Origin of the sequence: Kitasatospora sp. GAS1066B (assembly GCF_041262605.1) — a bacterium.
Lineage (GTDB): Bacteria > Actinomycetota > Actinomycetes > Streptomycetales > Streptomycetaceae > Kitasatospora.
Genome location: NZ_JBGCCO010000027.1, coordinates 98,551 through 111,373 on the forward strand (window position 1 = coordinate 98,551; position 12,823 = coordinate 111,373).

Annotated in this window: 9 protein-coding genes and 1 tRNA gene; 2 read left to right on the forward strand and 8 right to left on the reverse strand. The window is 66.7% G+C overall.

Annotated features, from left to right (window positions below; genetic code table 11):
- Nucleotides 1–1,107, reverse strand: a complete 1,107-nt coding sequence (locus ABH937_RS27570) for a DUF4007 family protein (protein WP_370219859.1) — start codon at nucleotides 1,105–1,107, stop codon at nucleotides 1–3.
- Between the two features lie 66 nt (nucleotides 1,108–1,173).
- Nucleotides 1,174–2,352 (reverse strand): cysteine desulfurase family protein, encoded by a 1,179-nt coding sequence (locus ABH937_RS27575; RefSeq protein ID WP_370219860.1) that lies wholly within the window; start codon nucleotides 2,350–2,352, stop codon nucleotides 1,174–1,176.
- A 553-nt stretch (nucleotides 2,353–2,905) separates the two neighbouring features.
- On the opposite strand from ABH937_RS27575, the gene ABH937_RS27580 reads away from it, so the two are divergent.
- A complete protein-coding gene (locus tag ABH937_RS27580; protein ID WP_370219861.1) occupies nucleotides 2,906–5,224 on the forward strand; it encodes a DUF262 domain-containing protein in 2,319 nt (772 codons plus the stop codon).
- A gap of 259 nt (nucleotides 5,225–5,483) precedes the next feature.
- On the opposite strand, the gene ABH937_RS27585 is transcribed toward ABH937_RS27580, so the two are convergent.
- A complete protein-coding gene (locus ABH937_RS27585) occupies nucleotides 5,484–5,621 on the reverse strand; it encodes a hypothetical protein (RefSeq protein WP_370219862.1) in 138 nt (45 codons plus the stop codon).
- Nucleotides 5,622–5,802: 181 nt separating this feature from the next.
- On the opposite strand from ABH937_RS27585, the gene ABH937_RS27590 reads away from it, so the two are divergent.
- Nucleotides 5,803–8,391, forward strand: a complete 2,589-nt coding sequence (locus ABH937_RS27590; protein ID WP_370219863.1) for a tetratricopeptide repeat protein — start codon at nucleotides 5,803–5,805, stop codon at nucleotides 8,389–8,391.
- 279 nt (nucleotides 8,392–8,670) lie between these two features.
- Here ABH937_RS27590 and ABH937_RS27595 read toward each other — a convergent pair whose 3' ends face one another.
- The 5 genes from ABH937_RS27595 to ABH937_RS27615 form a co-directional block, all read right to left on the reverse strand.
- Complete coding sequence (locus ABH937_RS27595) at nucleotides 8,671–9,090, reverse strand: hypothetical protein (protein ID WP_370219864.1); 420 nt, start codon at nucleotides 9,088–9,090, stop codon at nucleotides 8,671–8,673.
- A gap of 45 nt (nucleotides 9,091–9,135) precedes the next feature.
- A complete protein-coding gene (locus tag ABH937_RS27600; protein ID WP_370219865.1) occupies nucleotides 9,136–9,636 on the reverse strand; it encodes a hypothetical protein in 501 nt (166 codons plus the stop codon).
- 549 nt (nucleotides 9,637–10,185) lie between these two features.
- Nucleotides 10,186–10,259: transfer RNA gene (locus ABH937_RS27605), tRNA-Thr, on the reverse strand.
- Nucleotides 10,260–10,360: 101 nt separating this feature from the next.
- Nucleotides 10,361–11,017: a leucine efflux protein LeuE gene (gene leuE, locus ABH937_RS27610; RefSeq protein ID WP_370219866.1), complete on the reverse strand. Its 657-nt coding sequence runs from the start codon at nucleotides 11,015–11,017 to the stop codon at nucleotides 10,361–10,363.
- Nucleotides 11,018–11,089: 72 nt separating this feature from the next.
- The gene (locus tag ABH937_RS27615; protein ID WP_370219867.1) at nucleotides 11,090–12,718 is read right to left on the reverse strand and encodes an alpha/beta hydrolase; all 1,629 of its coding nucleotides are present in this window, start codon (nucleotides 12,716–12,718) and stop codon (nucleotides 11,090–11,092) included.
- Between the last annotated feature and the right edge of the window lie 105 nt (nucleotides 12,719–12,823).

Consider the following 12,823-nt stretch of genomic DNA (forward strand, 5'->3'; position numbering starts at 1 on the left):
TTAGGCGTTCTCCTCGCCGAATACCAGCTCCTCAGCCTGCTGGGAGGACTTCTTGTCCGGGCTGTTCGCCGGAGTGCTGGCAAGTCCCGGGTACATCTCGATCCACTGATCAGGAGTGGGGAAGTCCTTGCGCTCCCGAACGCGCCCGTAATACTCATCGAGCACGTCCCAGGCCAGTGAGCTCGGCGGCTTGGTGTAGGCGAGGCTGCGCTGGCCGAGTGCCTCGACGATCTGCAGGTCGGGATGGTTGCCGACGAGGGACTCGATGGCCTTGGTCAGTTCTGGTTCCCGCATGCGGAACGCACTGCCCGGGGATCCTTCCTCGGCCGCGAGCCGGGCGAGAGAGATCGAGCCGGCGTTCGGGGACAGCCGTGAGGCGTAGTCAAGGCAGGCGTAGGCCAGGACTGCCGCCGGCAGGTTCGAGCGGGCGCCGCTGGTGAAGCGCCAGGTCTTCTGCTTGCCCTTTCCCTGCCCCTCCAGCAGGCCGAGCTCGCGGAACGGAGACATGAGCAGGTCCTCGAAACTGCCCGGGGACAGCGGGTTGAACTCCTGGTCCGAGGCGTACATCTTGACGAGGCAGTCCACATCGCGGTTGACGGACTCTGCGGCCCGCCAGTGCTTCTCCTCGAAGTTCTCGTGGACGTAGCGCGTGATGACGCTCTGCATCTCCGCGTCGGTGACGCGGGAGCGCGGCGCCAGGTTGAACATTACGTACCAGCTCGGCGCCTGGCACTTGGAGTTCGGTTCGGCTGAGAGCAGCCACCAGTGGAGGAGCCACAGGCTGCCGGTGTCCTCGAGGTAGGGGTCGGCCCCGTTCTCGTCGAGCAACCACCGTGCCCGCCAAGTGGGCGCGGCCAGGCGGGCTTTCCGCGAGGGGTCGCTGTGGGCGTGCTCCTGAGTCAGCTTGAACGCCTTCGACCAGTAGCGCATGGCGTTGACCATGTTCTTACCAACACCGAGCAGGACCGGCGCATCCTCGCGGTAGAAGATGTCCGGATATTCCTTGACCTGCATGTATGCCTTATGCATCCAGCCGAACCGCGGAGCGAAGGTCTCGTGGCGGTTGAAGTGGAGCTCGACGGCTTCAGCGAGCCGGCTGTCTGACATTCGGGGGGTGCCTCTCAGTGGTCAAGTAGTTCAGAGGAAAGCAGGGCTATCCGGGAGTAACGCCGGTCACGGCTCCGCAGTAGCGGCCAGCACGGATCGGACCTGCGCGACCGCCTCTGCAGCGGCATCGACGCCGCGCTCGATGTCCCGCCTTGTGGTGTCGTAGCCCAGGGAGAACCGCACAGTGGAGTCCGCGTCGTCACGGGTGCGGCCCATCGCGAGGAGCACATGGCTCGGGGTCGGGGCTCCCGACGAGCATGCGCTGCCGTCGGAGGCGGCCACATACGGCATGGCGGCGAGAACCGCGTCAGCTGGCATGCCCGGGAAGGTGATGCTGGTCACTCCCGGCAGGCGGGGTGCGCCAGCGCCGTTGATGCGACAGCCCGGCACCCGAGCGGTTAGGCCGACCTCCAGCGCATTTCGAAGATCGGATACCCGGGCGGATTCTGACTGCAGTTTGAGGCCGGCGGCCTCCGCTGCCGCGCCGAGCCCGGCGATGCCGGCCACGTTGAGCGTGCCCGCTCGCCACCCGCGTTCGTGCCCGCCTCCGACCAGCAGAGGCCGGTGCGGCAGGCTGGTGCCGCGCCGGAGGAATAGTGCTCCGACGCCCTGCGGGCCACCAAACTTGTGGGCCGACAGGGACAGTAGATCCACATCCAGCACGTCCAGGTCCACGGGCAGCCGCCCGACGTACTGTGTGGCGTCGGTGTGGACCAGGGCACCGGCCTCGTGAGCAGCCTTGACGATGGGCGTCAGATCGGTCAGCACCCCGGTCTCGTTATTGGCGAGCATGACCGACACCAGGGCCACCTGCCGCTCGCGAAAGATCCCGTCGAGCGGCTCCAGGTCCACAGCTCCGTCGCCGTCGACCGGCAACAGGACGAGCGAGTCTGGCTCCCCCTCGGTGACAGCGCGGGCTGTTTCGAGGATCGCGGGGTGTTCCACGGCGGTGGTCACCAGCGCACCGCTGCGCGCGTACGCCGCACGCAGGGCAAGGTTGTTCGCCTCGGTTGCCCCGGAGGTAAAGATGATCTCCCCGGTTGAGCAGTTGAGCAGGCCGGCGAGCTGACGGCGGGCAGCGTCGACTCTGGCGGCAGCGTCACGTCCCAAGTGGTGCATGCTTGAAGCATTGCCAACGCTGTTGAGAGCAGCCAGTGTTGCGTCGAGGGCCTCGGGGCGCAGTGGTGCCGTGGCGTTGTAGTCGAGGTAGACGATGTCGACCTCCGCAGCACGGGCCTCTGCCATGTTTTGCCCCCTCTTGATCTGATTCGCTCCGACTCTCACTCCTGGCGGCTCTCCTCGACGGACTGATCAGTTCCACCAGGAGTGCACTGAGATCCTATCCAACTGCGGAGACAGTCGGAGCAGGCTCACCAAACCCGTGCCGACCCCGCCCCGCGCCATGCACCCACCAGACACCATCGGGATCGGTCACCGAGCGGCTGAGTCACACCCGGGCCGAGGCCCGATACGCCCGGCTTCGAACGCGGATTTCCGCGACGGGCCCCCGCGTGTCAGTGGCTCGGTCTAGGCTTGATCGCTAGTCGTGGTCCTCATGTTGCAGCGGGTCGCGACGGTCAGGGTCGGGCGTGCGCAGGGGGAGCGTTGCGCGGAGGGGTGCCTCTACACGGAGGCGCAGGGCGAGGGGGCTGGCAAGAACCGCAGCGATTGTGAAGTGTTCCAGCGTCGCCGGGCCGCAGGCTGCCCGCGCTCGCCCAAGGAACCCAAGAGCCGCGACTACCGCGCGGAGAGAGCCTGAAACGGCAAACGGAACCGCGTAAACGCACGGGAGCTTCATTTGGAAACCCGCGAGATCTTCGACGCTGCCCCTTACACAGTGGCACAGTACCTCAGCGAAACCGGCCAGGGACTTTATATCCCGCCGTACCAGCGCGCGTACAGCTGGGAGTCAAACAAGGTCAAGCGCCTCATCGCGGACGTCGCCCACGGTGTGGAGCAGATCACCAAGTTCCCGGAGTCGATCTGCTTCATCGGCTCCGTAATCGCACTGCGCGACCTCCAGTACAGCACGGTGGATCCGATCCACCGACCGATGGTGCCCGCAAAGGTCATGAGCATCATCGACGGCCAGCAGCGAATGACCACCCTCCTCCTGCTGACTACTGTCCTGCACGAAGAGATCAGCGTTCGAGCGAACCGACTCCCCAAGAACGGGGGCGAAGCCCGAGACTGGTGCTTCAATCAGGCAGTCGATGTGACAGTCCGTCTCACCGACACCTTCGAGGAGGACATGCGATATGGGGAGGGCGACTTCCGCTTCTATCCCCGCATGATCCGCTCGTTCCACGACGTGTGGTCCCGCAATAAGGGCGAAGCGCAGTACGAGTCCCCGATCGGGTACTACCTGCACCAGTACGGGAAGTATCGACGCGACGAAATCGGCTCGCAGGACTACAAGCACATCCCCTTCGTCGAGGGCGAGGCCGAGGACGCCAACGCCCAGGCGCACAAGCACCTCGAGCTCACGCGCGCCTTCATCCGCCGGACGCTGCGCCAGGCCGTCTCGCTGTCGCGGCAGGCTCGGGAGGATGAGGCCGATCTTCCCTCCGCGCAGGCCATGGTGGAGTCCAAAGTCCTCCAGGAGGCGCTGTTCAACAGCCCCTTCCCCGACTTCGTGATCGACGCGGCCCGAGAAGAAGACCGCATCGGGGCGCTTCTCCGACTGATCGTCTTCGCCAACTACCTGCTCAACCGGGTGACCGTGGCGGTCGTAACGTCCAAGCACGAAGACTACGGCTTCGACATGTTTGAGGCCCTGAACACCACCGGGCAGCCGCTCACGGCGATCGAGACGTTCAAGCCCAAGGCCATCAAGAACGAGCCTCTCAAGGAATGGCACGGGTCAGAGTCGTACAACCACTTTGACACCATCGAGAAGTACCTCGACGCGCAGGGCGCGTCATCCGCGGACAAGCGCCAGACGGCAACAGACAACATCCTTATCCCGTTCGCGCTGCTCAACGACGGAACCCGGCTGAGCAAGCGCCTCAGTGAGCAGCGTCATTACCTGCGCACCGCGTTCGACAAGGAGGCCGGCCAGGCAGAGCGGCGCGTCTTCCTGCAAGCGCTGGCCCAGGTCACCAAGTTCGTCTCCGGCCCGTGGGCTCAACCTGAAAAGCTTCCGGAGTGCACAGACGACGCGCTGCGAAAGCAGGCTGCGTTGTGCGCCCAGGTGCTTCGCGAGGCCAAGCACGACATCGTGGTAGCGCCGCTCGCCCGGTACTACGCTTCGCACCGGCTGGCTCAGGACAACATTGATGAGCGGGCCTGTCAGTTCCTCACAGCTGTCCGAGCCTGCGGCGCGTTCTACGGCCTCTGGCGAGGAGCTTTCGGCAGCACCAACGGGATCGACAACGTTTATCGAAAGCTCATGGGCGCCCCGGCCATCGACGAAGGTGGGCTGAGGTTCATGCGGTTCGGCCGGCAGCTCACCGAGGTTCCCCCTATTGAGGAGATGCTGAGCTACCTCCGCCAGCAGCTCCAGGAGGAGGGGCTCGGCGAGAAGGACCGCTGGGTGGCGCGCGCGGCCGAGATCCCCGTCTACACGAGCTCTCGCCAGCTCACCAAACTCCTGCTCCTCGCGGCCTCCAACGACTCGACACCCGACAAGGAGCGGCCCGGTCTGGTCACGCTCGGCAGGCAGGGTGTCCTGAGCACCCTGAACCTCGAGCGCTGGCATGACGAGGCGTTCTCCACGATCGAGCATGTGGCCCCGAAGGGCTCCGGCGCGAGCGGGTGGGAGGGAAAGCTCTATGAGGAGCAGAGCACCGTCCACGTGCTCGGGAACCTGACGCTGCTTCCCAGGGTCGAGAACTCCTCCGCGCACCAGCGCTCGTGGCCGATCAAGCGGCTGATGTTCCAGGCTCTCTCCGCGACGACCGTCGAGGAGGCGGAGAAGACGCTCGCGCAGGCCGCCCACGAAGGCATCGAAATCGGCGAAGGGGCCGAGGCCATCATCCGCCGAGCACGCTACCTTCCTCTGGTTGCAGCCCTCGCACAGCACGAGGAGGACTGGAGCGTGGAGTTCGTACGCGAGCGCTCCCAGCGGCTGTGCGGTATGGCCTGGGACTCGCTCGCACCCTGGATCGGCCTCTGAGCAGTCTCGCCTGTGTCGAGACCAGCCTCGTGATCGGCCTCGAACCGACTGAGGCTGGTCTCGGCGCGACGATCCTCGCCCCCGCTGGCCCCTTGTCAGGGGCCGGCGGATATCGGCTTCGGCTTGGGAGTCCCGGTTGCCGTGCTCCATGGCCACGAGTTGCACTCGTGGCCATGGAGCACGGTCAACTTCGTTGGCCAGTAGCCCATTTCCTGATACGTGGCACACCGTCACCTCTCGGTGGGCCGGCTTCGGACTGCTACTGGGAAATCCACCGCCAAGTCTCTTCAAGCGCGGCGCGCGCCAGGCCGGCACAGACACCCTTGAGCGCGACATCGATGAGCTGCTGACGGCGATCGCCCGGCCCCTCGAGTCGGGGGTCGGCGAAGGTGCGCATCTCCCTCGGCCGCTTGGGGTGAGTAGGGCGCTTCTGAACTGGGCGATTCACGGGTGCCTCCTGGATCGTGTGCCCAGCGGATAGGTCCAGCGGGCGTTGGCCCAGTTGTCCGCCGCCCAGGGGGTTTCCAGCGATCACAGGTCTGTCTGTGGAGGTACAAGTACGCTGGTCAGCAGAGCGATTGGACGTCTTCCAGGGGACCGTCGGACTGGAAGCAGGGCGGGAGGGCGTGGCCGTGGGTGGGGCTGTCGAACGTTTCAGTACCGAGCTGAAGCGCCTGTACAAGAACGCTGGCGAGCCCACGTTGGGTCAGCTCGTGCGGCTTGCCGCCACGCAGGCCCCGCCGATCAAGATCTCTGACTCCACCATCAGCACCTGGCTCAACGCCGGGCACGTTCCTGCCCCTGGCCCCAAAGAGAAGTACTTCGCTCTGCTCGTCACCTATCTGGGTAAGCAAGCGGCGGCTCGCGGACACCAGCACGTGCCGGAGGGAGCGTGGCTGCAACTTCTCCATGCGGCACGGGACGAGCGGAGCGCGCAGCGGGGCGGCCGACCGTCCAAGGACCGCGTGAGTCCTGAGGTCAGCCACCGAGAGCTGCGCACCGTGGAAACCTTGCCCCCGCGGCCTGTCGGGCTCGTTGGGCGGGATGACTGCTTGGCTGATCTGCTGAGCGAGCTAGATCCTGAGCAAGAGAAGCCGCAGCCTGCAATAGTGACGGCGGTCTCCGGCATGGGAGGAGCCGGAAAGACTACCCTGGCCATCGAGGCAGCTTATCGAGCGCGAGACCTCGGCTTGTTCTCCGGCGGCGTACTGTTCCTTGATATGCGTGGCTACAGCAGCAACGACAGCGACTTGAAAGCCGAGAACGCAGCAAAGCAATTGCTGCGTTATCTCGGTGTGCCGGAGACGGATATTCCGCTCGCAGGCACCGATGTATTGGATCTTTGGCGGACCCACGCAGCTTACTTGGGACGCCAGGAGCGCCAGTTTCTCCTAATCCTGGACAGCGTCTCAGCTGCCAGCCAGGTCCTTCCCCTCATTCCTTCTTCCTCTCGACACCGAATCATTGTCACCACTCGGCATGTTCTCGCATCGCTACCTGGCCGCCAGATCGAGCTCGATGAGCTGTCGGAGCCCAACGCGGCGGAACTGCTCGATCAAGCCCTGCGCGTCGCTCGACCCGATGACCAACGGGTCACCGATTCCCCGGAAGATGCCAATCAGCTTGCGGCCCTGTGCGGCGGGTTGCCGCTTGCCCTGCAGATTGTTGCAGCCTTGCTGAAAATCGAACCCAAGCGCCCGCTTGCCAGCCTGGTTGACGAGCTGAAAGACACAAGAAGCCGCCTCGGCGGCTTGCAGCATAATGACATCGACGTACTGGGAAATCCGCTGGCTGTAAGGGCCGCTTTCATGCTCTCATATCGGCGACTCTCGACGGAAGAGGCCCGCGCCTACAGGCTCCTTGCATTGGCCCCCGGGCCGGATTTCTCCATGGAAACCGCCGGCGTGCTCCTTGAGGCTTCCCCATCAGTAACGCGATCACTCATCCGCACGCTCATGAGCGCGCACCTGCTGCTAAGCAGCACCCAAGAGCGGTGGATGATGCACGACCTCATTCGACTGTACGCGGAGGAGAAGGCGGACGAGGATGCCAACAATGTGGAATCGTCAGACGCTCTTTACAGAGTCCTGCTCCACCTTCTCGAGGTCACCGAGGAAGCCGATGGCCAACTGAATCGGACAGCAGACGAGGCAGTCAGTGAGCGCTTCCTATCGCCAGGCGAGGCCCGCGACTGGCTAGATGACGAATACTCCACCCTGCTGTCGGCGGTACATTACGCCCACTACACGAAATTGGATCTCATCGCAATTGCCATTGCGTTGCGACTCGAGAGGCATTTCGCACAAAATTGCCACCTTGGGGATTGGATCTATGTTCTCGAGATCGCCCTCAAGGCTTCCCGCAGGCTCGGAGAACCGCAACTAGAGGCCGAGGTGCGATCTGGCCTCGGCAGGTTCTATGACGCCGCCCGCCAGCCGGCACGGGCTTTTTCCTTTCATCAGGAAGCTCTTCGACTGGTGATTGAGGCCGGGGGTCACCCAAGCGAAGCAGCGATCCTTAGTTCAGCAGGATCCTCACTCGTGGAGGCCGGACGCTTCGACGAGGCAGCGCAATACTTTGAGAAATCGCTTGCCCTACACCGGAAGTCAGGAGATATCAGCGGCCAGGGGCGCGTTCTCCACAACATGGGGACCATGCTCGTCGATCTAGGAGACCTCGGGAGAGGAATTGATCTCCTGCGCGAAGATCTGCGAATCTGCAAGAAGCTTGGGGATCGCACCGGAGAAGGCGTGACCCATAATTCTCTCGGGCGCGCCTACTTTGACCTCCAAAAATATGAGGCTGCAGCATCGCACTTTCAGCAGAGCCTGAATATTTGCCGAGAATTCCGAGACGTGCGCCAAGAAGGCAACGTATTGAAGAACCTCGCCAATGCCCATGCGAGCGCGGGTCGGCTCTCGCAATCGCTTGGCTTGTATCAGCAGGCACTGCAAGTTCAACGCTTTAGCGGAGACCGCCATGGAGAGGGCGAGACGTTGATGAACCTTGCCGTGACGTACGGGGAGTTGCGGCAGATCGGGCAGGCCGTCACCTGCTTCGAGCAGGCCGCCACGGCCTTCCGGGAGACTGGCAACAAACACGGGGTCCAAGCGGCCCGGCGCTGGTTGAGTGATCTCCAGGCCCGGAGCCCCTTTCACAATCGCTGAGTCGCCCCAGCGTGGCGGCTAGCCCGTCCACTCGAAGGGGCTGGCAAGTCGGCACCCTTGGTCGCTGGCATGATCCTGAGTGATCAGGCAACGGGCGATCGACTGCGACGACGCGTACGCCCGGAACCCGGGGTGGCGCCACAGCGTCGGCACGGCCCGCCGCCGTGCTGGGCTGGTCAGGGGTGTCCGGCACGCAGGACTTCCTCGAGCCGGTCGAGGACGGGTCGAGCGACCACGCCGCGGCGGTGGTCACGCTCGACCTCGACCTTGTGGCCTGAGTCAGCCGTTGCGGGGCTCCAGGATCTCCCGGCACTGGCGATTCCAGGTCTCGTAGGCGTCCGTCTCGATCTTGGCGAACATGGCGGCCATCGGGCCGACCGTCGTGCCCTCGCCGGTGAGCTCTGGCGGGCTCACGTGGTCCACCAGAGCCTGGAGCGCGCTTTCGGGGTTCGGGTCGTCCGGCAGCCGGTCCGCACCGAGGATGAGCGGATACTCGGAGCCCGTGGTGACGTACTGCTTGGTGCGGCCCCACAAGGCGTCGAGCGCCTGCGCGTGAACGGCGTGGTGGACGTTGAACGGGGACAGGCCGTTCGACGAGCTGGGGAAGCCGATCCCCTTGATCCGGTCCTCCCTCTCGGTCGCCTGCATGCCAGAGCGGTGGGCCCGCTTCTCGATCTCGAACCGGATCCGGGCGGTCATCCGCGGTCGTCAACACTGGTCCTCTCGTTGTGACGGAAGGGGCTCTCAGGCCGCAGCGGTGCCGCGCTGCAGAGGGGTCAGCATGCGGTCCGCCCACTCCGCGCCCGCGTGCAGCAGCGTCCCGCCGGCCAGGTTCTCCAGGGCAGGCAGGTCCGCATACTTCGAGGTCGGCTCCTGATCCTGGGTCAGCCAGACGAACAGGCTGCCGATCCGGTCGCCGTCGCCCTGGTGGTCCCACCGCGCCAGCCCCGCCCGCACGGTGCTCTCCAAGTTCTCCCGGTCCCGGACCCGCTCCACGATCCACTCGATTGGCACGTCTTTGGCACTGGCTACGGTGTCCGGCCACTGAGCGGTGTAGATGACCAGCGCCACGGTCGGCAGCGCGAAGTTCCACGGCCCGGCGCTGTACCCCTCCGGGGTGGCGGCCGGCTCCAGCACGGTGGCCGCCCGGCGCACCGCGTCGTGCCACCTCATCTCTAGCCATCCGGCCTGCGGCATCTCGTACGCCAGTCGTCCCGCCCGCCACCACAAGCTCTGCACGTCCATTCCCACCAACTTAGGTCCGGCGCGCGCCCGCTGAAGGCCGAACGCCAAAGACGGACATCAGCCGTGGGGGTTGACCCCGCAGCGGGCCGCTGTCGGGCACTGTGCCCGTCAGCGTTTGCAGACGGGACGCCCTCAGACGCCCCCTATGTGTCTCTGACCGCCAGACATCGTGACTTCCGTAGCGGCAGCGGGGTGGCGGACCCCAGCGACGGCGGGTCCCGGGAGGCCAGGTCGGTGACGATGGCCCGAATCGACGGGAGGTCGCGGGCCTCTCCTGAGGGGGCAGGGAGCGCGAACGGCTACTGGTAGTCCCACGCCGTTGCAGGGGTGAACAGCGACCCTGCCGCCCGGAGACTGACTCAGAGGCCCAGGAGTAACCGACAGTAGTCCGGTCCCTGGAGCCTCCGCGGACCACTTCCGGGGGCCTCGGGCACACACTGGGCACACATCGCGGGATTTGGCCGCGAGAGCCCCGTCGCCCACCCCGCCAACTTGACAGAGTTCATGCAAAAGGCCAGGTCACAGGGTATGTGACCTGGCCTTCAGGTGAGCCGCCTATGGGATTCGAACCCATGACCTACGCATTACGAGTGCGTTGCTCTGGCCAACTGAGCTAAGGCGGCACCGCTGCCGTCCAGCACCCGCGAGAAGCAGGTCCGCATCAGCAACGCGGGCCAGTCTACACAGGTCCGAGGGGTGATCCGAACCTGGTTCGAGCGCGGGGTCAGGCGGAGGAAGCGGCGAGCTTGGCGGCGAAGCCCGCGAAGAGGAGGGCGACGGCGCTGGTGAGGCCGGCGGAGAGGCGTCGGCGGCGGCGGAAGCCGGCGGCCAGGCGGGTGCCGGTGAAGATCAGGGTGGAGAGGTAGACGAAGCTCATCGCCTGCAGGATGCCGCCGAGCAGGATGAAGGAGAGGGCCGGCGTGCCGTAGTGGGGGTCGACGAACTGGGTGAAGAAGGAGAGCAGGAAGAGGATCGCCTTGGGGTTGAGCAGGCTTATCACCAGCGCACGGCGGAACGGGCGCTCGCCTGCGGCGGCGGCGGCCTGCGGTGCCGGCTCCGCTGTGTCGGCGGCCCGGCGTTCGAGCCAGAGGGCGCGGGCGGCGCGGAGCATGCCGAGGCCGATCCAGAGCAGGTAGGCCGCGCCGCCGAACTTCACCACCGCGAAGGCGTCGGGGTTAGCCTTGAGCAGCGAGGCAGCGCCCAGTGAGGTGAGGGTGATCAGGGTGAAGTCGCCGAGGAAGACGCCGGCGGCGGCCCGGTAGCCGGTGCGGATGCCCTTGCGGGCGGCCACCGACAGGACGTAGAGCGAGTTGGGGCCGGGCAGCAGGACGATGATCAGCGCCCCGAGCGTGTAGGTGGCAAGGTCGGTGACTCCCAGCACTGCGGGTCCTTCCGGCAACCGGGTAGATGCGAGCTGGTCATCGTACCGGCCGCACCGGGCGCGACCCACACCTCACTTCGCGCAGCGCAGCCCCTGGGCCGGCGGCTTCCCCTCCAGCAGGTAGTGGTTGACGGCCGAGTCCACGCAGTCGCTGCCCCGCCCGTACGCGGTGTGCCCGTCGCCGTCGTAGGTCACCAGCCGCCCCGACTCCAACTGGCCGGCCAGCGACTGCGCCCACCCGTACGGTGTGGCCGGGTCACGGGTGGTGCCGACCACCACGATCGGCGCGGCGCCGGCCGCCCGGACGGTGTGCGGCGCGCCGGTCGCCTTGACCGGCCAGTAGGCGCAGGCCAGCGCCATCCAGGCCATGTCCCGCCCGAAGTGCGGCGAGGCCTGTTCGAAGTCCGGCACCGCGCGCTGGACGTCCGCCGGAGAGGTGAAGGCGGGTGGCAGGTCCAGGCAGTTGACCGCCATGTTGGCGAACATCAGGTTGGGGTAGCCGCCGTCCGCGGTGCGTTCGTAGTACGAGTCGGAGAGCCGCAGCAGCGGACCGCCGTCACCGTTCTTGGCGGCCGCCAGCGCATCGCGCAGCTCGGGCCAGAGGAAGTCGGCGTACATCGCCTCGATCACCCCGGTCACCGCCTGGGCTTCGGTCAGCTTCCGAGTGCCGTCGCCCGCCAGCGGCTTGGCGTCCAGCCCGGTGAGGAGCGCGTCGAGCTGCTGCCCGGCCTGCTGCGCGGTCTGGCCGACGGGGCAGTCCGGGCGGGTGTCGCAGTCCTTGACGAAGGAGTTCCAGGCCGTCTCGAAGCCGCCTGCCTGGGTGCGGTTGCCGGCCAGCGAGTCCAGTGAGGGGTCCATCGCGCCGTCCAGCACCAGTCGCCCGACCCGGGACGGGAAGAGCCCGGCGTAGGTCGCGCCGAGCATGGTGCCGTAGGACTTGCCGACGTAGTTGAGCTCGGGGTCCCCGACCAGCGCGCGCAGCACGTCCATGTCGCGGGCCGCCTCGACGGTGCTGACGTGGCCGAGCAGGGCGCCCGCGTGCTGCCGGCAGCCGGCCGCGAACTCCTGGTCGGCGGCGACCAGCTGGTCGATCCCGGCCTGGTTCCCGGGGGTGCTGTCGACGGCGGTGTAGGCGTCCATCCGATCACCGCTCAGACAGCTGATCGGACTGCTCCGGCCGACCCCGCGCGGGTCCAGGCCGACCAGGTCGTAGGCGGCGCGTACGGCCGGCTGGTAGCCGGCGGCCACCGACTCGACGTACTCCACCGCCGAGCCGCCGGGGCCGCCCGGGTTGAGCAGCAGCGAGCCGAGCCGCCGCGCGCCGCCCGCGCCGTCGGCCGGACGGCGCACGGCGGTCAGCGTCAGGTCGCCGCCCGCCGGGTGGTCGTAGTCCAGCGGCACCTTGAAGCTGGTGCACTCGAAGGTCTGGTCGCAGGGTTGCCAGCTGAGCTGCTGGGCGTAGTACGAGGCCAGCTCGGCGGGGATCGCGGCGGGCAGCGGCTGCAGCGGGGTCACTGCGGCGGGCGCCCCGGCCGGGCCGGTGGCGGTGGACGCACGGCCGTCCGAGGCTGACGAGGGGGCCCCTGCCGCCCCGGGCCGGTGGCCACCGGTGCACCCCGCCAGCAGCAGCCCCGCGGCGGCCAGTGCGAGGGCTCTGTGGAGCGCGGCGGCGGGCCGGGCGGCTGGCTGACCAGGGCTCATACGGAGTTCTCCCCTCGATGGCCGGCCCGGTCCAGGGCGACCGGGCGGGCGGCTGCTGCTGAGCGTAACCGGAGAAGGGCGCACGGCCCGGCCCACCGGCGGGGG